Genomic DNA, 21,377 nt, shown 5'->3' with positions numbered 1-21,377 from the left:
ACGTGGCCGTGGGGGCCCGGATTCCTCGGTACGACGTGGTCTGCGGCACGTTCCCGGGGTCAGCCGAGGACGATCGTCACCTCGATGTTCCCGCGCGTCGCGTTCGAGTACGGGCACACCTCGTGGGCGGCGTCCACCAGCTTCGCCGCGATGTCCGCGTCCAGCACCGGGAGCGAGACGCTGAGGGCGACCGCGAGGCCGTAGCCGCGCTGCTTGTTGGGGCCGATGCCGACCTTCGCGGCGACCGTGGAGCCGGTCAGGTCGTAGCCCGTGCGGTTGCCGACGAGGATCAGCGCGTTGTGGAAGCACGCGCTGTAGCCCGCCGCGAACAGCTGCTCCGGGTTGGTGCCGTTGCCGTCGCCGCCCAGCGCCGGAGGCATCGCCACCTTGAGCTCGATCTGGCCGTCCTGGCTGGTGACATACCCGTTCCGGCCGCCGTGCGCGGTCGCCTCGGCGACATACATGATCTTCGTCGGACGGGTGTCGACGGCGGCACCTTCGATCACGGCGGGACCTCCCCCAGGGCGGAAACAGTGGTGGGCAACACAGATGTGTGCAAGCACATCGTGCACAAGGTACCGACCGGTAGGAAGCCCTTGGGCTACCAGGGGGGTGGAAACCGCGGGTAACAGCGGGTGACAGGAGACGGCTACCCCGGCCGGGAGGCCGCCCTGCCCGCCCGTTCCGCGAGCTCCCGCAACTCCTCGCGCAGCCGCGCCACACCGGCGCCGTCGAGCCCGGTCGTCGTGAGCAGCGCGCCGGGTATGCGTGCCGCGCGCTCCCGCAGTTCATCCGCGCGCCCGGTGCACGCGACGAGCACCGAGCGCTCGTCCTGCTCCGAGCGCTCCCTGCGTACCAGACCCGCCCCCTCCAGCCGCTTCAGCAGCGGCGACACCGTTCCGTAGTCCAGCCGGAGCGCCTCCGCCAGTTCCTTCACCGTGGTCTCGCCGCGCTCCCACAGGACGAGCAGCACGAGGTACTGCGGGTAGGTCAGCCCGAGTTCGTCGAGGAGCGGGCGGTAGGCGGCGGTCACGGCGCGCTGCGCGGCGTACAGCGCGAAGCACAGCTGGTCGTCCAGCCGCGGCGGCCCGGCGGGCGGTCCGGCCGGCGGACCGGCGACCGGACCGGCGTCCTCTTGATGCGTCACGCGCCCATTGTCACGGACGCACGGACGCGCGGGACGGCCGTCACGGAAACGCGCCAGGCGCTTCCGCACCCCGCCGTCACCCTGCCGCCGCCGCGCGCGGGTCGAAACCGAAGGGCAGTTCCAGCCGGTGGGCGCGCATCAGGGCGTCGTCGCCGAGGAGTGCGGCGGTCGGCCCGTCGGCGGCGATCGTGCCGTCGCTCAGGATCAGGGAGCGCGGGCACAGCTCCAGGGCGTAGGGCAGGTCGTGGGTGACCATCAGGACCGTCACGTCCAGGGAGCGCAGGATGTCGGCGAGTTCGCGCCGGGAGGCCGGGTCGAGGTTGGAGGAGGGCTCGTCCAGGACGAGGATCTCCGGCTCCATGGCCAGGACGGTCGCCACCGCCACCCGGCGGCGCTGCCCGAAGGACAGGTGGTGGGGCGGGCGCTCGGCGAAGCCGGCCATGCCGACCCGGTCCAGCGCGGCACGCACGCGTGCCTCCAGTTCGGCGCCCTTCAGGCCGGCCGCGGCCGGTCCGAACGCCACGTCCTCGCGGACCGTCGGCATGAAGAGCTGGTCGTCCGGGTCCTGGAAGACGATGCCGACCCGGCGCCGGATCTCCGCCATGTGCCGCCTGCCGACGGGCAGTCCGGCCACCGTCACCGTGCCCGTGCCGCCGCTCAGGATGCCGTTGAGGTGCAGCACGAGGGTGGTCTTGCCGGCGCCGTTCGGCCCCAGCAGCGCGACGCGTTCGCCGCGCGCGACGGTGAAGTCCACGCCGAACAGGGCCTGGTGCCCGTCGGGATAGGCGAAGGCGAGGCCGGAGACCTCCAGCGACGCGGGAGCGGAGGCGGAGGCAGCGGTCACAGGGCCCATCCCGACAGGCAGACGACAAGGGCGGACAACGGCAGTGCGAAGGCGTACGACCACTCGGCCCGGGACGCGGTCACCTCGTCGACGACCGGCATCGAACTGGGGGCACCTCCCACACGTTTAGTAGTGGGGGAGTATCCCCGGCTCACCATGGCCAGGTGGACGCGCTCCCCGCGCTCGTAGGAGCGGATGAACAGGGCGCCCGCGGACTTGGCGAGCACCCCCCAGTGGCGCACGCCCCGCGCCTCGAAGCCGCGCGACTGGCGGGCGATCCGCATCCGGCGCATCTCGTCGGTGACGACATCGCCGTAGCGGATCATGAAGGAGGCGATCTGGACGAGCAGCGGCGGCAGCTTCAGCCGCTCCAGGCCGAGGAGCAGCGCGCGCAGCTCCGTGGTGGCCGCGAGGAGCACCGAGGTGGCGACCCCCAGCGTGCCTTTGACCAGAACGTTCCAGGCACCCCAGAGGCCGTTCACGCTGAGCGAGAGGCTCAGCACGTCGACCCGCTCGCCCTCCGCGACGAACGGCATCAGCACCGCGAAGGCCACGAACGGCACCTCGATCAGCAGCCGTTTCAGGAGGAAGCCGGCGGGCACGCGCGCGTGGTGCGCGACGCCCGCGAGCAGCACGGCGTACAGCGCGAACGCCCACATCGCCGTGCGCGGGGTCGAGACCACGACGAGCACGAAGGCGAAGGCGGCGGCGAGCTTGGTGTGCGGCGGGAGCGCGTGCACGGGGGAGTGCGCGTGCCGGTAGAGCCGGTGGGCGTGCCCGGCGCCCATGTCAGCGCACCTCGGCAGGGGCGCTCGTACGACGCCTGCGTACCGCCCAGAACACCGCGCTGCCCGCGACGACGGTCGTGCCGACCCCGATCACGCCCGCCAGGCCGCCGGAGAGCCGGGCGTCGGAGACGTCCTCGACGCCGTAGTCGGCGAGCGGGGAGCCGGCCGAGGCGTGCTCCTCGGTCTTCGTGTCGATGCCGTGGTCGTGGGCGACCTTCTCCAGGCCGTCGGGGCTGGCGGAGGCGTAGTAGCTGACGAACCCGGCGAGCACCAAAGAGGTCACCAGACCGCTGATCCACAGTGCGCGACGGGAGGTGCGCGCCGCCACCGGCGCGGCCGGCTCCGGCGCGTCCACCAGGACGCCGTGCACGCGCAGCCGCAGCCCCTGGCGCAGGCCGCGCGCCCCGTACACCAGGTCGGGGCGTACGGCGACGACCGCGCCGACCGTGAGCGCGGTGATCGCGGCCTCGCCGAGGCCGATGAGGACGTGCACGCCGATCATCGCGCCGGCCACCTTGCCGATGGCGACGTCGGTGGTGCCGCCGACCGCGTAGAGGAGGGTGAAGGCGACCGCGGCGGCGGGCACGGAGAGCAGCGCGGCGACGAAGGCGGCGGCGGTCACCGAGCGCCTGCCGCGAGGCAGCACCTTCAGCAGGCCGCGGAAGACGGCGTACGCGACCAGGGTCGTCACGATCGCCATGTCGGTGATGTTGACGCCGAGCGCGGTCAGCCCGCCGTCCGCGAACAGGATGCCCTGCATCAGCAGCACCACGGACACGCACAGCACCCCGGTGCAGGGGCCGACGAGTATCGCGGCGAGCGCCCCGCCCAGCAGATGGCCGCTTGTTCCGGCCGCGACGGGGAAGTTGAGCATCTGTACGGCGAAGATGAACGCCGCCACCAGGCCGGCCAGCGGTGCCGTGCGCTCGTCGAGTTCGCGGCGGGCGCCGCGCAGGCTGACCGCGAGGGCGCCGGCCGCGACCACGGCGGTGGCCGCGGAGGTGGGGGTGTCGATGAATCCGTCAGGTACATGCACGGTTCGATTTTAGGGGTCTATTGCGAAGACTTTGCAAGAGCGAGAAGGTCGTCACATCCGGAATCAGGTGCGGGGCACGGGGGCTTCCGTAAGCGCATTCCGGAAAATGTGCGACATTGGATAGGAAAGCGGATTTACAGCTTTCGCACAGAACACGGAGCGTAAAGGGCAGTCCGATGTCTGTAGTCGAGCAGTACGCGCGAGCCCACATCGTCACGGACGAGGACGCCCGGGACGAGCCGCCCGCAGTGCCCGTCGTCCTGCGTTACGACCCCGACACCGACCCGAGGACGGTACGGGTCGGCCTCCCCGGCACGGACGAGTGGACGTTCTCGCGCTCGCTGCTGGAGCAGGGTCTCAGGGCGCCCGCGGAGAGCGGTGACGTACGGGTGTGGCCGCTGGGACGGGTCCAGGCCGTGGTGGAGTTCCACTCCGACCACGGCACATCGGTGGTGCAGTTCGAGTCGAAGGCCCTGCTGCGCTTCCTCCGGCGGACCTACATGGCCACTCCGGTGGCCGGCTGACGCACGCCTTCGGTGCTGGGCGTTGCGCTGGATGTGCCGCGCTGCGCCGTCCGCCGACCGCGGCGCCGTCGTGGCCGGCCGCGCAGTTCCCCGCGCCCCTTCGGGGCGCTGCCGAACCCGCTCAGAGGGACGCGCCCAGCTTCAGCAGTGCCGCCACGATCGGTCCGGCCGTGTCGCCGCCGTGCCCGCCCGCCTGGACCACACCCGCTGCCGCGAAGTCGCCGCAGTACGCGGTGAACCAGCCGTTCGGCTTCTTCTGGCCGTCGACCTCGGCCGAGCCCGTCTTGGCACCGCAGCTCGAACTCAGCCCCGACATCGCCTGGGCCGCCGTGCCGTACCCCGCCGTGTACTGCATGACCTCCTTCAGCTGCGCCTGCGTCTTCGACGACATCGTGCGCGAGGCCTTCGCGATCGTGCGGTTGTCGACGCTCGGCGCGACCAGGTACGGCTGGTGGAAGGTACCGGTGTCCACCGTGGCCGACACCGACGCCATGTTCAGCGGGTTCATGCGCACCCCGCCCTGCCCGATCAGCGAGGCGCCCATCTGCGCGCCGCTCTGCACCGGCACCGAGCCGTCGAAGGTCGGGACGCCGATGGCCCAGTTGTTCATGCCGAGGCCGTAGACCTGCTGGGCCTCGGTGGTCAGGTCGCTGTCGGAGAGCTTGGGCGCGAAGTTGATGAAGGCGTTGTTGCAGGAGGCGCCGAAGCTCAGCTTGAACGTGCCCTGCTTGATCTCCGAGTCGTCGTCGTTGTGGAACGTCCACCCGGCGAGCTTGTACGTCTTCGGGCAGGGGTGCGACGCGTCCGGGGTGATGAGCCCCTTCTCGAACAGCATCGTCGACGTGATGATCTTCATCGTGGAGCCGGGCGCCAGGGAGCCCTGGAAGGCCACGTTGAAGCCGTGGCTGGAGTTGGCGACGGCGAGGACCTCGCCGGTCGACGGGCGCATCATCACGACCGAGGCGTTCTTCTGCGTGGTGACCTGCTTCTCGGCGGCCGCCTGGAGGGTCGGGCTGAGCGTCGTCTTCACCGTGCCCGGCGTGCCCTTGCTGAGCTCCAGGAGCGTCTTGTCGGAGAGCTTCGCCTTCTCGGACGCCGTGCCGCGCACCACGCGCAGTTCGACGCCCGCCTTGCCGCCGGCCTTCTTGCCGAACTTCTCGCGCAGCCCGTCCAGGACCGTGCCCAGCGACGGGTACTTGGCGGTGGTGATCTCCCCGCCGTCGCGGTCCAGGGCCTTGATGGGCGGGGTGCCGGACGCGCCGGTGACCAGGGTGTCGCCGTCCGCGAGGTCCGGGTGGACGACCGCTGCGTGCCAGTTCACCACCGGCTTGCCGTCGCTGGTCCGGCGGATCACGGTGAACGCGGAGTCGTACGACAGCGGCTTGCTGACGCCCTTGTACGACACCGTCGCCTTCACGGAGAACGGGACCTTGTCGCCGGTGCGGGTGCCTTCGGTGAGGGTCACGCCCTTGACGTGGGCGTCCTTGGCGTAGCCGGTGAGGAGCCTGATGCAGGCCTTGCTGTCGTCCGTGACGGCGGCGGCCTGCGTGACCTTGCCCTGCTGCCAGGACGACAGGAAGGTGCGCGCCGTCGTCTGCACCTCGGTGGCGGACAGCGGGCCGGTCTTGACGGGCTTGTGGTCGGCCGTCTTCGCCGTCGACGCCGCGTCGGCCGCCCCGCCGCCGTACAGCGCGTACAGGCCGAAGCCCGCGCCGCCGACGACCACGGCGATCACCCCGCCGATGACGGCGGGTCTCTTCTGCCGTCGCTCGACGACGCGCCTTCTCTTGCCCACAGTCCAGTTCCTCCGCGCACTTCCCCCGGGGTCCCCGCCGCCCCGTAGCCCTCACGCTCCCCAACGACTGCGCCCAGCGTAGAGTCCCGGCCTGTAGGAGTGACGTCAGCCACCGATCCGTAGCACACTCGCGACAATCGGACCGGCCGCGTCGATGCCGTGGCCGCCGTCCTGGGTCATCGCCGCGGCCGCCACGTCGTCGCGGTAGCCGGCGAACCAGCTGTTCGACTTGGACTGGCCGTCGACCTCCGCCGAACCCGTCTTGGCGCCGATGCTGCCGCTCAGCCCGCGCATCACGCCGGCCGCGGTGCCGCTGGTGGCGGTGCGGTTCATCATGGCGCGCAGCTGGCCGACCGTGGCGGGCGACAGGCCCTTGGCGGTGGCCAGTTCACGGCCGTCCAGCTTCTGCGGGACGAGCACCGGCTGCCGGAAGGTTCCCGTCATCGCGGTCGCCGCCACCGACGCCATGTTCAGCGGGGACATCTGCACCTGGCCCTGGCCGATCAGGTTGGCCGCGGTGTCCGGGCCGCCGGAGGCGGGGACCCGGCCGTCGAAACTCGGGATGCCCACCTTCCAGTTGTTGCGCCCGAGCCCGAAGCGGTCCTCGGCCTCCTTGGTGAGCGAGTCGACCTGGACCGAGTCCGCGTACTTCACGAACGCCGTGTTGCAGGAGCGCGCGAAGCTGTCCGACAGAGTGGCCTTCTCGTCCGGCTGAAGTCCCTTGAGATTGCTGAAGGTCTGGCTCTGCCAGGTCGCGGTCGGCGGGCAGGGGGCCGGACCGGTGGCCGTCGTCAGCCCGGTGTCGATGAGGGTGGCCGCGCTGATGATCTTCATGGTGGAGCCGGGCGCCAGCTCGCCGAGGAAGGCCGCGTTGAAGCCGTCGTCGCGGTGGTTGGCGACCGCCAGCACCTCGCCGGTGCTGGGCTTGACGGCCACCACCGACGACTCGGCGTACTTCGTCACCGCGGTCTCGGCGGCGGCCTGCACGCGCGCGTCGAGCGTCGTCCGCAGCTTGCCGGCCTTCCCCTCCGCGAGGGTCAGCAGCGTGGTGTCGGCCGACTCCTCGGACGCGTGCTGGATGACCAGCTCCACGCCGGGGGTGCCGCCGGCCTTGTCGCCGTACCGGCTGCGCAACTCGTCCAGGATCGGGCCCAGGGACGGGTACGTGGCCTTGGTGAGGACCTTGCCGTTTCGGTCCACGGCCTCGATGGGCGGGCTCGCCGCCTCGCCGGTGGACAGGGTGTCGCCGCGCTTCAGCTCCGGGTGGACCACGGACGGATCCCAGTCGACGAGCGCGCGGTGCGTGGTCTCGCCGCGCACGACGGTCAGCCGGCTCCGGTAGGCGAGCGGTTTCGACTTCCCGCCGTACGACACGGTCGCCTTGACGCTGTACGGCACGGTGGCGCCGGTCGCCTTGCCGGGCGTGATGTGCACGTCCTTGATGTGCGCCACGTCGCTGAAGGACGTGAGCACGGGTTCGGCGTCGGCGGAGTCGTTCGTGTACGACGCCGCGGTCACCGACTGGCCCTTCTCCCAGGCCGTGAAGAACTTCTGCGTGGTGTCCCTGATCTCGTCCTTGGTGGGCGGCCCGGTCCGTACGGCCGGTGTGTCGTCGCGGTGGAGCGCCGACAGAACGTTGTAGGCGCCGTACCCGCCCCCACCCAGCACAGCTGCGCAGACGCCGCCGATCAGGGCGCCCTTGACCCCCTTGCGCATGGTGCGAAATCCCTCCCCGTGAGCCTTTTCCGCATTTTATGAACGCGTTCAAAAGCTGGTTGTGACTCGCACTGTAGGTCGTTGTGGGGTCCCTGTGACAGGGGTTGACCGATTGTTGGCCGAACTGTTGGCCGGACAGAGATCAGGGATGTGGCTCACACCCAGGTATCGAGCCACATCCGTGAACGCCAGGAGTCGATGGGAATCGCCGTGCCCGTGTACAGCGGCCAGAAGTAGATGAAGTTCCAGGCGATCAGCAGCACCAGGACACCCGCACTCGACGCGCCGACCAGCCGGCGGGTGTCGCTGGAGCCCGGCGGGCCGATGATCGCGCCGATCATCATGGCCACCGCGAGACACAGGAACGGCACGAAGACGACGGCATAGAAGAGGAAGATCGTGCGCTCCTGGTACATGAACCAGGGCAGGTAACCGGCCGCGATGCCGCAGGCGATGGCGCCGGCCCGCCAGTCGCGGCGGAACGCCCACCGCCACAGGACGTAGGCGATCGCGAAGCAGGCCGCCCACCACAGCAGCGGGGTGCCGATCGCGAGCACCTCACGGGCGCACTTCTCGCCCGCGTCCGACGGGCAGCCGTCCACACCCGGGGACGGCGACTCGTAGTAGTACGACACCGGGCGGCCCAGCACCAGCCACGACCAGGGGTTCGACATGTACGTGTGCGGCGACGACAGGCCGATGTGGAACAGGTACACCTCGTGCTCGTAGTGCCACAGGCTGCGCAGCCAGTCCGGCAGGAACGTCCAGCTGCCGCCCTTGCCGTCGGTGGCCGCCCAGTTGCGGAAGTAGCCGCCGGTGCCGTCGGTGGGCGAGAGGATCCAGCCGATCCAGGAGGTCAGGTAGACGGCGATCGCGACCGGGACCGTCGCCAGGAACGTGATCCCCGTGTCGTGCGCCAGGACCGCCCGGTACGGGTGCCGGGCGCCGGCCACCTTGCGGGCGCCAACGTCCCACAGCAGCGCCATCGCGCAGAACGCGGCCAGGATGTAGAGGGCGTTCCACTTGGTGCCGAGCGCGAGGCCCAGCAGCAGGCCCGCGGCCCAGCGCCAGGGACGCCACCCGAAGCGGAAGTCGTCGGCCACGCGCGCGTCCGGGCGGACCCGGCCGTCGGCCTCGGCCGGCAGCGCGGCCGCCAGCTTCTCCCGTGACCTGTCCCGGTCGATGACCAGGCAGCCGAACGCCGCCAGCACGAAGAACATCAGCACACCGTCGAGCAGCGAGGTGCGGCTCATCACGAACTGCAGTCCGTCCACCGCCATCAGGGCGCCCGCCAGGCAGCCCAGGAACGTGGACCGGAACATCCGGCGCCCGATCCGGCACAGCAGCAGCACGCTCAGCGTGCCGAGCAGTGCCGTCATGAACCGCCAGCCGAACGGGTTGAAGCCGAACATCAGCTCGCCGAGCCCGATGACGTACTTGCCCACCGGCGGGTGCACGACGTACGCCGCGTCCACCGGGATGCCGACGTGGCCCGCCTTCTGCAGGATCAGGTCGTTGGCGTTCTTGTCCCAGTTGACCTCGAAACCGCGGTGGACGAGCGCCCACGCGTCCTTCGCGTAGTACGTCTCGTCGAATATCACCGCCTTGGGGCTGCCCAGGTTCCAGAACCGCAGCAGGCCCGCCAGCAGCGTCACGAGGAGCGGACCGCCCCAGCCGGACCAGCGCCTGATCCGCTCGGCGAGCACCGGCGGCACCCCCAGGGCGAGCCACAGCCGGGAGCCGGGCTCGGCGTACGGCGGCACCAGGCGGTCGACGACATCGGCGTGCGTGCCGGAGGCCGCGGCACCGCTGTCGCCGGTGGTCGGCGCCGTGCGCGCCGGGCTCGCCGTGTAGCCGAACCGGCGCAGCCGCTGCTGCCACGTCGGCCGCTCGTCGAGCGCTGCCTGGCCCTGCCGGGTGTCCGTGGAGGACGCGGTACTGGTCACCGCGCCATCGTAGGGAACCGTTCTGTGTGAGTCCCGTGCAATGGGGCTTCGCGGTGGGTTCCTTTGCTGTCAGTGGCGGCTGCGAGGATGGAGGCGTGACTGGAACCCTTGTCCTCGCAGGCACCCCCATCGGCGACGTCGCGGACGCGCCGCCCCGGCTCGCCGCCGAGCTGACCGGCGCCGACGTGATCGCGGCCGAGGACACGCGGCGGCTGCGGTGGCTCACCCAGGCGCTGGGCGTGACGCCCAAGGGGCGCGTGGTCTCGTACTTCGAGGGCAACGAGGCCGCCCGCACCCCGGAGCTGGTCGAGGAGCTCGTCGGCGGCGCGCGCGTGCTGCTGGTCACCGACGCCGGGATGCCGTCCGTCTCCGACCCCGGCTACCGGCTGGTCGCGGCCGCCGTGGAGCAGGAGATCCGGGTCACCGCCGTCCCCGGGCCGTCCGCCGTGCTCACCGCGCTCGCGCTGTCCGGGCTGCCCGTCGACCGGTTCTGCTTCGAGGGGTTCCTGCCGCGCAAGGCCGGCGAGCGCCGCTCCCGGCTCCAGGAGGTGGCCGAGGAGCGCCGCACCCTCGTCTACTTCGAGGCCCCGCACCGCCTCGACGACACCCTGGCCGCGATGGCCGAGGTCTTCGGCGCCGAGCGGCGGGCCGCCGTCTGCCGCGAGCTGACCAAGACGTACGAGGAGGTACGGCGCGGTCCGCTGGCCGAGCTGGCGGTGTGGGCCGCCGACGGGGTGCGCGGTGAGATCACCGTCGTCGTCGAGGGCGCCCCCGAGCGGGGGCCCGAGGAACTCGACGCGGCGGAGCTGGTGCGGCGGGTGCGGGTGCGGGAGGAGGCCGGTGAGCGCCGCAAGGAGGCGATCGCGGCGGTGGCGGTGGATGCGGGGATTCCCAAGCGGGTGGTGTTCGACGCCGTGGTTGCCGCGAAACGCTCCGCCGAGTGAGAGCCGGGGTTTCCCGGGAGCGCCGTTGTGGTTGCTCCTGTACAGCGGCCCGCGGGTCGTGGACGGCTGGTCGCGCAGTTCCCCGCGCCCCTGGCGGGGCGCTTCGGGACCCGGCGTTCCAAGGGGGCGCTCCTTGATCTCTGAGCGGGTCGCTTCTCCCTTGAGCGTGCGCCCCTGACCTGCGGTGATGTGTCCTCTGAGCGAGGTGCGCCTCCTCTGAGCGCGCGCCCCACGGGACGGTAAAGCGGGGGCGGGAAACGCAAAGCCCAGCCCTATGCGGCGAGGCCGATTTGGCAAGCCGAATCCAAATCGCCTCCAACACTCGGCAGGCCGGTCGCATTCGCGTCGGTGAAGGCGTCCACTGGTCAGCAGGGACGCACCCGTCCCTCACCCCCATGGGATTCCGGGGGGAATCCCCGCGCCGGGGGTGCGTGCTTGTCCACGCGGACAAGAGGAGCTGGCATGAGTGAGATCGCAGGGCAGACCGGCCTCAGCAGTGCGGCCACAGCCGTCGTCCACGAGTCGTATTCCTTCGCCTGCATGCGATGCGGGCACGGCTGGGAGCAGTCGTACGAGATAGAGCACCACACCGCCGCCGACAACCACGAGTTCGTCAAGTACGTGGCGAACGGCCGGGTCGTCCCGTCGCCGCTGAGCAGTCCCTCGTGCCAGAACTGCGACGGTCAGGTGGTGCGGATCATGCGCGCGGGGCAGGTCTCGTCGGTGCGGAGCGCCGCACAGCGGTCGCATCAGCCGTCGGTGCAGGACCGTTCCGCCGGGCAGGGCGGTGCGGAGACCGGGCCGGCCGCGGCTCCGGAGACCTCCGCGGAGGTCAAGGAGGTGCACCACTGGCACCTGTCGGACCTCCTGCACCCCTTCCAGCGCAAGGCGAGCTGACCCGGTTCCGGGCGCGAGGCGGTCCGGCCCGGGCGCGGGTCCGGCGGGGCATGCCCCTTTCGTAGGATCGGGGCATGCCTTCGAACGCCTCCGGTACGGCCGCCCGTACGGCCGACAAGAACACGGCACCGCCGCTCCCGGAACCCCTCCGGGTGCCCGTCGCCGACTCCCACACCCACCTCGACATGCAGTCGGGCACGGTCGAGGAGGGCCTCGCGAAGGCCGCGTCGGTGGGCGTGACGACCGTCGTCCAGGTCGGCTGCGACATCAAGGGCTCGCGGTGGGCGGCCGACACCGCCGCCGCGCACGCGAACGTCCACGCGACCGTCGCCCTGCACCCCAACGAGGCCCCGCGGATCGTGCACGGCGACCCCGACGGCTGGTCCCGGCAGGGGGCGCGCACGGCGGGTGGCGACGCCGCGCTGGACGAGGCGCTCGCCGAGATCGACCGGCTGGCCGGGCTGCCCCAGGTGAAGGGCGTCGGCGAGACCGGCCTCGACTACTTCCGCACCGGGCCCGAGGGCAAGGCCGCCCAGGAGCGCTCCTTCCGCGCCCACATCGAGATCGCCAAGCGGCACGGCAAGGCCCTCGTCATCCACGACCGCGACGCCCACGCCGACGTCCTGCGCGTCCTCAAGGAGGAGGGCGCTCCCGAGCGGACCGTGTTCCACTGCTACTCCGGGGACGCCGTGATGGCCGAGGAGTGCGCCCGCGAGGGGTACTTCATGTCCTTCGCCGGCAACGTCACCTTCAAGAACGCCCAGAACCTGCGGGACGCGGTGGCGGTGGCGCCGCTGGAGCTGCTCCTTGTGGAGACCGACGCGCCCTTCCTGACTCCGGCCCCGTACCGCGGACGGCCCAACGCCCCGTATCTCGTTCCGGTCACGGTGCGTGCGATGGCCGCCGTGCGCGGCATCGACGAGGACGCGCTGGCGACGGCCCTGGGCGCGAACACGGCCCGCGCCTTCGACTACTGAGCGTGTATCGATCATAACTGGCGCATAACGTTCACGGGGGCGCACCTTTGGTCCCCACGCGACCGTGCGTAGTCGTGCCGCTTTGGAGAGTGACGGGTGCTCCGCTAGGTTCTGGGGGCCCGATCCGGACCCCTCTGGCCCTCTGGAGCGTGTCGGCGTGAGCACATCGCAGTACGAGACGTCTGGGGCGTACGACCCCTATGGCGCGCCCGGCGTCCACGGCGCGCAGGGTGCGCCCGAGGTGTACGGCGTGCACGACGCCGAGACGCTGGCATACGGGACGGCGTACGGGACGGCGTACGGGGGTGACACGTACCGCCCGGCGTACGAGGACGCGGCGCAGGCGTACCCGAGTGAGCCGGTGCTGCCGCGGCAGGGCGAGCGCGGTGCCGAGGGCGAGGTGCGTGAGCCGGGTGCCCGCGCCGTGGCGGGACGACGCGCAGCGCGCCGGCGCAAGGCGCGGAACTCCCGGCGCCCGGAGTCCGCCGTGCGCCGTCTGCTGCCGCAGGCGCTCGTCGTCGCGTTCCTCGCGGGCGGTACCACCGCGTTCCTCGCCAAGGACAAGGCGATCGAGCTGACCGTGGACGGCAGGCCGCGCACCCTGCACACGTTCGCGGACGACGTGACCGGCCTGCTGGCCGAGGAGGGCGTACCGCTCGGGGCACACGACGTGGTGGCGCCCGCCCCCGGCACGGCACTGGCCAGCGGCGACGAGGTCGCGGTGCGCTACGGCCGCCCGGTACGGCTCACGCTGGACGGCGAACGGCGCGAGGTGTGGACGACGGCGCGCACGGTGGACGGCGCCCTCCGGCAGCTGGGGGTGCGTGCCGAGGGCGCGTACCTGTCGGCCTCGCGCTCCCAGAACATCGGACGCGCCGGGCTCGCCCTCGACGTACGCACCGAGCGCACGGTCACGATCCTGGCGGACGGCCGGACCCGGACCATCCGCACCAACGCCGCGACCGTCGGTGAGGCCGTCGAGGAGGCCGGGATCACCCTGCACGGCCAGGACACCACCTCCGTGCCCCAGGCTGGCTTCCCGCGCGACGGACAGACGGTGACCGTGCTGCGCGTCACGGGCAGCCGGGAGGTGCGCGAGGAGACCATCCCGTTCGAGGTGCGGCGGACGGCGGACCCGACGCTGTTCAAGGGCACCGAGGTGGTCGAGCGGGCCGGGCGGCCGGGGTTGCGCCGTGTGACGTATTACTTGCGCTCCGTCAACGGCGTCCGGCAGAAGCCGCACCGCGAGACGTCCGAGACGGTGCGGGAACCGCGCGCCCAGCTCGTGCAGGTGGGGACCAAGCCGCACCCCGACTCCGTGACGGGCGCCGACGGACTGAACTGGCACGGCCTCGCCGCGTGCGAGTCCGGCGGTCGCGCGCACGCCGTGGACTCCTCCGGGACGTACGGCGGGCTGTACCAGTTCGACACCCACACCTGGCACAGCCTCGGCGGCAACGGGCGCCCGCAGGACGCCTCGGCCGAGGAGCAGACGTTCCGCGCGAAGAAGCTCTACGTGAGCCGCGGCTCCACGCCCTGGCCGCACTGCGGGGCACGGCTGCACAAGTGACCGGGAGAAGCGGTGGCACAGGTGACCGGCGGGAGGCGGCCCCGGCGGCCCGTACCCTTGTCCCGTGAGCAGCCCCGCCCCCGACGCCCTCCTCGGCCCCGCCGACATCCGTGAGCTCGCGGCAGCGCTCGGTGTACGCCCCACCAAGCAGCGCGGCCAGAACTTCGTGATCGACGCCAACACGGTCCGCCGTATCGTCCGCACCGCCGACGTCCGGCCGGACGACGTCGTCGTGGAGGTCGGCCCGGGACTCGGGTCCCTCACCCTCGCGCTCCTGGAGGTCGCCGACCGGGTCACCGCGGTCGAGATCGACGACGTGCTGGCCGGTGCCCTGCCCGCGACGATCGCGGCGCGCATGCCGGCGCGCGCGGACCGGTTCGCGCTGGTCCACTCCGACGCGATGCACGTCACCGAGCTGCCCGGCCCGCCGCCGACCGCACTCGTCGCGAACCTCCCCTACAACGTCGCCGTCCCCGTCCTCCTGCACATGCTCGACACCTTCCCGAGCATCGAGCGGACGCTGGTGATGGTGCAGTCCGAGGTCGCCGACCGGCTCGCCGCCGGACCCGGCAACAAGGTGTACGGCGTGCCGTCCGTCAAGGCCAACTGGTACGCCGAGGTCAAGCGCGCCGGTGCCATCGGGCGCAACGTCTTCTGGCCCGCGCCCAACGTCGACAGCGGCCTCGTCTCCCTCGTCCGGCGCACGGAAGCGCTGAAGACGACGGCATCGAGGCGCGAGGTCTTCGCGGTCGTCGACGCGGCGTTCGCACAGCGCCGCAAGACCCTGCGCGCGGCGCTGGCCGGCTGGGCCGGGTCCGCGGCGGCCGCCGAGACGGTACTGGTCGCGGCCGGGGTCTCGCCGCAGGCCCGCGGCGAGGCGCTGACGGTCGAGGAGTTCGCGCGGATCGCAGAACACAAGGAGTCCGGCAAGTGAGCGTCACGGTACGCGTCCCCGCCAAGGTCAACGTCCAGCTCGCGGTGGGCGCCGCGCGCCCCGACGGCTTCCACGACCTGGCCAACGTCTTCCTCGCCGTCGGCCTCTACGACGAGGTCACGGTGACGCCGGCCGACGAGCTGACCGTCACCTGCGAGGGCCCGGACGCCGCCGAGGTCCCCCTGGACCGCACCAACCTCGCCGCCCGTGCCGCGCTCGCACTCGCCGGGCGCCGGGGCATCGAACCGGCCGTGCACATCCACATCGCCAAGGACATCCCGGTCGCCGGCGGTATGGCCGGCGGGAGCGCGGACGGGGCGGGCGCGCTGCTCGCCTGCAACGAACTCTGGCGGGCGGGCGCCTCCCGCGCCGAACTCCTCGCCATCTGCGCCGAGCTGGGCAGTGACGTGCCCTTCAGCCTGGTCGGCGGGGCGGCTCTCGGTATCGGGCGGGGCGAGCGGCTGACCGCGCTGGAGACCGGCGGCACCTTCCACTGGGTGTTCGCGATGGCCGAACGGGGGCTGTCGACGCCGGCGGTCTTCCGCGAGTTCGACCGGCTGGCGCGGGGGCGGGACGTTCCGGAGCCGGTGGCTTCGGCGGAGCTGCTCCAGGCGCTGGCGAAGGGGGACGCGGACGCGCTGGCCGCCGCCGTCGCCAACGACCTCCAGCCGGCCGCCCTGTCCCTCTTCCCGGAGCTCGCCGACACGTTGGACGCGGGGCGCGGGGCCGGAGCGCTCGCCGCGCTCGTCTCGGGCTCGGGGCCCACGACTGCCTTCCTCGCGCGCGATCCGGAGGCGGCCACGAAGATCGCCGACGCCCTGCGGGCCTCCGGCACCTGTCGTACGGTGCGCACGGCGACGGCCCCCGTGCCGGGCGCCACGGTGACCCGTCGGGCCACTGCGCGGTAAGGCGGTAAGCAACAGGGCCGCGCCGCCGGCGAGGTCGCTCTCGGCGGGTCCGTCGAAGTCTGCGCCGGTTCGGCAGCGCCCCGAAGGGGCGCGGGTCCGTATCCGATATGCGGCCGCCCTGGCCCTGGTCGCCGCGACCGGCCACGACGGTGCCGCAGTCGGCGGACGGCATGTCGGGGCACTTGCAGCGGAGCGCTTAGGCTCTGCTCCCTCGGCCGCTTCGGACGCGGGCGGGCGGGGAGGGGGCGGACACATGGGCACGGGGGACGCGGACCGGCTCGTCGCGGCCGTACGGAGCGGGGACGCCGAACAGGTCAGGGACCTGCTGGACGCCGGCGCCGATCCGGACGCCCCCGACGGGAGCACGGGGCTGCCGGTGCTGTGCCGGGCGATCTCGGCCGGCGACCAGCCGGTCGCCGAGCTCCTGGTGCAGGCCGGAGCCGACCCGCTGCGGCGGCTGCCCGACGGCACCACCCCGCTGCTGCGGGCCATGGACGACGGATCGCCGGCGCTGGCCCGGGCCGTCTTCCCCGACGTGGCACTCCGCCCCGGACCGGTACGCGAGGAACTGCTGGACCACGCCCGCCGTCTGGCGGCCATCGACCCGGAGGCCGAACTGCGGCGCCGTACCGGTCTGCCGGGCCCCGTCGGGCGGACCCGGCAGCAGGACGACATCGGCTGCTGGTACGAGCGGCTCACCCTCGGTGGGCTGACGCTGTGCGACGGGCACGCGGCCTTCCTCACCGCCCTGGAGGCGAGGCTGCGGCTGCGCACGCCCTTCGCCGAACTGCTCGCGCGCGCCCTGACCCGCCCGGACCGCGACCACGAGGTGTGGGCGGAATCGGTGCTGGCGCTGGGCGCGCGGCTGGACGACGAGACCTGGGCCGAGGCCGGCCGGCTCGGCCGCGACCCCGATCCGCTGCTCCGGCTGTTCGCCGCGGACGTGCTGCTGGGCACGATCATCGCGGACGCCCAGCGCCTCGAGCCCACCCTTCAGGACCGGGCCCTCGCCCTCGTTCCCTGGGCCGAGCGGGAGCGGGACACGGACGTGCTCGCCGTCCTGCTCAACGCGTTGACGTGGAGGAGCGGCCCCGAGACCGACGCCATCGGCCTGGCGCTCGCCACGCACCCCGATCCCCGGATCCGCGGCCTGGTGCCCGACCTGCTCGACTGTGACGAGGACGGGCTGCGTCCGGAGGGCCTGGCCGCCGTTCTCGCCCTGGCCCGCGACCCGGACCCCGACGTACGCGACCGCACCTGCTTCTGGCTGTCGCACTACTCGGGTGCCGAGCCGGAGATAGGGGACGTGCTGGCGGAGCTCACATACGACGAGCGACAGCGCACGCGCGCGTACGCGGTCGCGGCGCTGGCCCACCGCGACGACCCGCGCTGCCTGGCGGCCGAGCACCGCATCGGACCCCTGGGGCCCGACGTGGACGTTGACGCGTTGCCGCTGACCGCGGTCTGGTGGTACCGGCGGCGCCAGGAGGAGCAGAAGGACCAGGGCAGACCTCCGACTACCCTGGATGGGCGATCCATCCCCCGTGCGCAGGAGTGAAATGGCCGTCAACCTGGTCAATGTCGAGAACGTCAGCAAGGTCTACGGCACCCGTGCCCTGCTGGACGGCGTCTCGCTCGGCGTGTCGGAGGGCGACCGCATCGGTGTGGTCGGCCGCAACGGCGACGGCAAGACCACCCTGATCCGGATGCTCGCCAAGCTGGAGGAGGCCGACACCGGCCGCGTCACCCACTCCGGCGGGCTGCGCCTGGGCGTCCTCACCCAGCACGACTCCCTGGACCCGGCCGCCACCGTCCGGCACGAGGTCATCGGTGACATGGCCGACCACGAGTGGGCCGGCAACGCCAAGGTGCGGGACGTCCTCACCGGTCTCTTCGGCGGCCTCGACCTGCCGGGCTTCCCCAAGGGCCTGGACACCGTCATCGGGCCGCTCTCCGGCGGCGAGCGGCGGCGCATCGCGCTCGCCAAGCTGCTCATCGAGGAGCAGGACCTGCTCGTCCTCGACGAGCCCACCAACCACCTCGACGTCGAGGGCATCGCCTGGCTGGCCAAGCACCTGCGCGAGCGCCGCTCGGCCCTGGTGTGCGTGACCCACGACCGCTGGTTCCTCGACCAGGTCTGCACCCGCATGTGGGACGTGCAGCGCGGTGCCGTCTACGAGTACGAGGGCGGCTACTCCGACTACGTCTTCGCCCGCGCGGAACGCGAGCGGATCGCGGCCACCGAGGAGACCAAGCGGCAGAACCTGGTCCGCAAGGAGCTCGCCTGGCTGCGCCGCGGCGCTCCCGCCCGTACCTCCAAGCCGCGCTTCAGGGTCGAGGCCGCCAACGAGCTGATCGCCGACGTGCCGCCGCCGCGCGACACCAGCGAGCTGATGAAGTTCGCCTCCTCCCGGCTCGGCAAGACCGTCTTCGACCTGGAGGACGTGACCGTCCAGGCCGGCCCCAAGGTGCTGCTCAAGCACGTCACCTGGCAGCTCGGCCCCGGCGACCGCATCGGCCTGGTCGGCGTCAACGGCGCCGGCAAGACCTCGCTCCTGCGCGCCATGGCCGAGGCCGCGTGGACCGAGGGCGAGACGCAGCCGGTGGCCGGGCGGGTCGTCGTCGGCAGGACCGTCAAGCTCGCCTACCTCTCCCAGGAGGTCGCCGAACTGAACCCGAACACACGGGTCCTGGAGGCGGTCCAGCAGGTCCGGGAGCGGGTCGACCTCGGCAAGGGGCGCGAGATGACCGCCGGGCAGCTGTGCGAGACGTTCGGCTTCAGCAAGGAGAAGCAGTGGACGCCGGTCGGCGACCTGTCCGGCGGTGAGCGCCGCCGCCTCCAGCTGCTGCGCCTGCTCATGAACGAGCCGAACGTCCTCTTCCTCGACGAGCCCACCAACGACCTCGACATCGAGACCCTCACCCAGCTCGAGGACGTCCTCGACGGCTGGCCCGGCTCGATGATCGTCATCTCCCACGACCGGTTCTTCGTCGAGCGCACCACCGACCGCGTCTTCGCCCTCCTCGGTGACGCCGCCCTGCGGATGCTGCCGCGCGGCATCGACGAGTACCTGGAGCGCAGGCAGCGCATGGAGGAGGCGGTCGCCGCCACCGCCACGGCCCCCAAGGCCGCCACGGCCGAGCGGAGCGCCGCCGACCAGCGCGCCGCCAAGAAGGAGCTCCAGAAGATCGAGCGCCAGCTGGACCGCGTCTCCGAGAAGGAGACCAAGCTGCACGACCAGATCGCCGCCAACGCCACGGACTTCGCGAAGGTCGCCGAACTCGACGCCCAGCTGCGCGACCTGGCCGGGGAGCGCGAGGAACTGGAGATGCGCTGGCTGGAGTTGGCGGAGGACGCGTAGCCGCCACCGGCGTGAATCAGCCCTCCGCGGGCCCGCGCGCAACCCCCTTGCGCGGGCCCGGTGAAGGGGGCGTGAAGGCGCGTAACGGTGGCATCACGGGGCGGTTCTCCCTTGGGAACGGCGGCACATACGGGCCCGTGGGCTGTCGGTGCCTGGTGGTAGAAAGGTCAGTCTGAGAACTGCCTGAGTGCGACCGAGGGTCCGTCACCAGCCTCGGGCATGGCTCGAAATCAGTGAACGAGGGGGAAGAACGCTGATGACACAGCCGCCCGGCCAGCCGCCGCACGGCGCTTTCGGAGCGCCGCAGGACCAGCCGCCACCGGGCGGTGGCTTCGGCGCCCCGCAACAGCCGCCCGCGCAGGGAGGCTTCGGCGCACCTCAGCCGCAGCCGGGTTACGGCTACCCGCAGCACCCCGCTCCCGGCCCCTACGGCGCACCGGGTCCGTACGGGCCGCAGCCCGGGTACGGCTACCCCCAGCAGCAGCCGCAGTACCCCGGCGGCCCGGGCGGACCCGGGACGGTCCCGCCCTCCGGCGGCGGGCCGTTCAAGGGGAAGCCCGCGCTGATCGTCGCGGCGGCGGTGGCGGGGCTGCTGGTCGTCGGCGGCACCGTGTACGCCCTGACCGGCAGTGGCGACGGCAAGAAGCCGGTCGCCCGGCAGTCCGACGACCCCAAGGTCTCCGGCACCGGCACCCCGGTCAACCCGGGCGACGGCAGCGGCGGCGGTGCGGACCCGGAGAACCTCAACGCGGGCCGCAAGTCCGGCGAGGCCAAGGTGCTCTGGTACAAGTCGGCACCCGACGCGCCCGCCTCCGGCGCCGACGCGCCCGGCATGTGGATCACCGGGAAGACGGCGGTGAAGGCGGCGTACAAGCAGGTCTTCGCCTACCAGGTGGGCAACGGCGACCCGGCCTGGGGCCCGATCACGTTCCCGCAGAAGATCTGCGCGGTCACCTCGCAGAAGTCGGCGGACGGCAAGGTCGTCGTGGCCTACATGAACGGCACCAGCGACCGCGCCAAGTGCAACCAGCTGCAGGAGATCGACCTCGACACGGGCAAGAAGGGCTGGACCGCGACCGTAGCCGACGGCGGGCTCTTCGACAGCGCCCTCAGCATCGAGCTGACGATCAGCGGAAAGACGCTGATGGCGGGCCGTTCCGAGTCGGGCACGGCGTACGACCTCGACAGCGGCCACAAGCTGTACGACAAGGAGAAGTACGGCGCGGCCTGCTTCCCGACGGCGTTCGCCGGCGGCACGAACAGGCTCATCGAGGTGGCGTCCTGCGGTGCCGGCGGCAGCGACGAACACGACGAGATCTCGCAGCTGGACCCGGCCACCGGCAAGGTCGAGTGGACCCGGCCGATCAAGAAGGGCTGGACGGTCGAGCGGACCTATTCCGTCGACCCGCTCGTGGTCTACCTGACCAACGAGGAGAAGAAGGCCTGGAACATCTCGGTCCTGGACGGCAAGGGCACGTTCCGTTCCGAGGTGAAGGTCGACGAGAAGTTCGCGCCCGAGTGCGGCCTGGCGATCCTCGACCGTGACCTCCAGGGCTGCCAGGGCGTGGCCGTCGACGCGAACACCCTCTACCTGCCGACCGACGTGAGCGGCGGGGGCAACGAGATCGTCGCGATCAGCCTCACCGAAGGCACGGCGAAGTGGCGTACCAAGTCCCCGACGGACGAGTCGATGTACCCGGTCAGGACCGAGGGCGGCAGACTCGTCGCGTACGTACGGCCGTCGTACGACGCGGGCGGCCAGGTCGTGTCGATCCCGACCACCGGCTCCGCCCACTCCACCACCAGGCTGCTGCAGAACCCGCAGCACACCGCCGACATCGAGGGCGGCTTCTACGACGGCGCCGTCGACTGGGCCGACGGGCGCTTCTACGTCTCCTCCACGCGGCTGACCGGCAGCGACGACGCGAAGGAGAAGCTGATGATGGCCTTCGGCAACTGAGCGGGGTCCGTCGTCCCGTGCCGTCCAGC

18 protein-coding genes are annotated in these 21,377 nt (G+C 72.0%); 10 read left to right on the top strand and 8 right to left on the bottom strand.

All coding sequences use genetic code 11. The features are described from left to right. Positions 1-59: 59 nt before the first annotated feature. From ACWGKQ_RS43080 to ACWGKQ_RS43060, 5 genes are all read right to left on the bottom strand, one after another. Positions 60-464 carry an organic hydroperoxide resistance protein gene (locus ACWGKQ_RS43080; protein ID WP_453297517.1) on the bottom strand — a complete coding sequence of 135 codons (405 nt, stop codon included), beginning with the start codon at positions 462-464 and terminating at the stop codon, positions 60-62. A gap of 185 nt (positions 465-649) precedes the next feature. Beyond that, complete coding sequence (locus ACWGKQ_RS43075) at positions 650-1,147, bottom strand: MarR family winged helix-turn-helix transcriptional regulator (protein ID WP_453297510.1); 498 nt, start codon at positions 1,145-1,147, stop codon at positions 650-652. A gap of 76 nt (positions 1,148-1,223) precedes the next feature. After that, the gene (locus tag ACWGKQ_RS43070) at positions 1,224-2,000 is read right to left on the bottom strand and encodes an energy-coupling factor ABC transporter ATP-binding protein (protein WP_453297509.1); all 777 of its coding nucleotides are present in this window, start codon (positions 1,998-2,000) and stop codon (positions 1,224-1,226) included. Then, complete coding sequence (gene cbiQ / locus ACWGKQ_RS43065; RefSeq protein ID WP_453297508.1) at positions 1,988-2,779, bottom strand: cobalt ECF transporter T component CbiQ; 792 nt, start codon at positions 2,777-2,779, stop codon at positions 1,988-1,990. The genes ACWGKQ_RS43070 and cbiQ overlap by 13 nt, the downstream gene beginning before the upstream one ends. A 1-nt stretch (position 2,780) precedes the next feature. After that, positions 2,781-3,815: an energy-coupling factor ABC transporter permease gene (locus tag ACWGKQ_RS43060; RefSeq protein ID WP_453297507.1), complete on the bottom strand. Its 1,035-nt coding sequence runs from the start codon at positions 3,813-3,815 to the stop codon at positions 2,781-2,783. Between the two features lie 176 nt (positions 3,816-3,991). On the opposite strand from ACWGKQ_RS43060, the gene ACWGKQ_RS43055 reads away from it, so the two are divergent. Beyond that, positions 3,992-4,339, top strand: coding sequence for an SsgA family sporulation/cell division regulator (locus ACWGKQ_RS43055; protein ID WP_453297506.1), 348 nt, complete (start codon positions 3,992-3,994; stop codon positions 4,337-4,339). Positions 4,340-4,460: 121 nt separating this feature from the next. On the opposite strand, the gene ACWGKQ_RS43050 is transcribed toward ACWGKQ_RS43055, so the two are convergent. From ACWGKQ_RS43050 to ACWGKQ_RS43040, 3 genes are all read right to left on the bottom strand, one after another. After that, positions 4,461-6,134, bottom strand: coding sequence for a penicillin-binding transpeptidase domain-containing protein (locus ACWGKQ_RS43050; RefSeq protein WP_453297505.1), 1,674 nt, complete (start codon positions 6,132-6,134; stop codon positions 4,461-4,463). Positions 6,135-6,239: 105 nt separating this feature from the next. Beyond that, positions 6,240-7,850, bottom strand: a complete 1,611-nt coding sequence (locus ACWGKQ_RS43045) for a penicillin-binding transpeptidase domain-containing protein (protein ID WP_453297504.1) — start codon at positions 7,848-7,850, stop codon at positions 6,240-6,242. A gap of 155 nt (positions 7,851-8,005) precedes the next feature. Beyond that, entirely contained in the window at positions 8,006-9,796 is a 1,791-nt protein-coding gene (locus ACWGKQ_RS43040) for a dolichyl-phosphate-mannose--protein mannosyltransferase (protein WP_453297503.1), read from the bottom strand. Positions 9,797-9,891: 95 nt separating this feature from the next. Between ACWGKQ_RS43040 and rsmI the strand changes: the two genes are divergently transcribed. From rsmI to ACWGKQ_RS42995, 9 genes are all read left to right on the top strand, one after another. Continuing rightward, positions 9,892-10,740 (top strand): 16S rRNA (cytidine(1402)-2'-O)-methyltransferase, encoded by an 849-nt coding sequence (rsmI, locus tag ACWGKQ_RS43035; protein ID WP_453297502.1) that lies wholly within the window; start codon positions 9,892-9,894, stop codon positions 10,738-10,740. A 462-nt stretch (positions 10,741-11,202) separates the two neighbouring features. After that, positions 11,203-11,637 carry a hypothetical protein gene (locus ACWGKQ_RS43030; RefSeq protein ID WP_453297501.1) on the top strand — a complete coding sequence of 145 codons (435 nt, stop codon included), beginning with the start codon at positions 11,203-11,205 and terminating at the stop codon, positions 11,635-11,637. A gap of 74 nt (positions 11,638-11,711) precedes the next feature. After that, on the top strand, positions 11,712-12,614 hold the full coding sequence (locus tag ACWGKQ_RS43025) for a TatD family hydrolase (protein ID WP_453297500.1): 903 nt from the start codon (positions 11,712-11,714) through the stop codon (positions 12,612-12,614). A gap of 157 nt (positions 12,615-12,771) precedes the next feature. Then, complete coding sequence (locus ACWGKQ_RS43020; protein WP_453297499.1) at positions 12,772-14,184, top strand: ubiquitin-like domain-containing protein; 1,413 nt, start codon at positions 12,772-12,774, stop codon at positions 14,182-14,184. A gap of 64 nt (positions 14,185-14,248) precedes the next feature. Then, the gene (gene rsmA, locus ACWGKQ_RS43015) at positions 14,249-15,118 is read left to right on the top strand and encodes a 16S rRNA (adenine(1518)-N(6)/adenine(1519)-N(6))-dimethyltransferase RsmA (RefSeq protein ID WP_453297498.1); all 870 of its coding nucleotides are present in this window, start codon (positions 14,249-14,251) and stop codon (positions 15,116-15,118) included. Beyond that, positions 15,115-16,026, top strand: a complete 912-nt coding sequence (locus ACWGKQ_RS43010) for a 4-(cytidine 5'-diphospho)-2-C-methyl-D-erythritol kinase (RefSeq protein ID WP_453297497.1) — start codon at positions 15,115-15,117, stop codon at positions 16,024-16,026. Before rsmA ends, ACWGKQ_RS43010 begins: the two co-directional genes overlap by 4 nt. A gap of 253 nt (positions 16,027-16,279) precedes the next feature. After that, the gene (locus ACWGKQ_RS43005; RefSeq protein ID WP_453297496.1) at positions 16,280-17,584 is read left to right on the top strand and encodes an ankyrin repeat domain-containing protein; all 1,305 of its coding nucleotides are present in this window, start codon (positions 16,280-16,282) and stop codon (positions 17,582-17,584) included. Position 17,585: 1 nt separating this feature from the next. After that, the gene (locus tag ACWGKQ_RS43000; RefSeq protein ID WP_453297495.1) at positions 17,586-19,388 is read left to right on the top strand and encodes an ABC-F family ATP-binding cassette domain-containing protein; all 1,803 of its coding nucleotides are present in this window, start codon (positions 17,586-17,588) and stop codon (positions 19,386-19,388) included. 256 nt (positions 19,389-19,644) lie between these two features. Further along, complete coding sequence (locus ACWGKQ_RS42995) at positions 19,645-21,348, top strand: outer membrane protein assembly factor BamB family protein (RefSeq protein WP_453297494.1); 1,704 nt, start codon at positions 19,645-19,647, stop codon at positions 21,346-21,348. Positions 21,349-21,377: the final 29 nt, after the last annotated feature.

This window comes from Streptomyces sp. NPDC054770, assembly GCF_053611985.1.
Note: the sequence above shows the minus strand (reverse complement) of the source record. Positions and strands in the feature narration are given on the sequence as shown.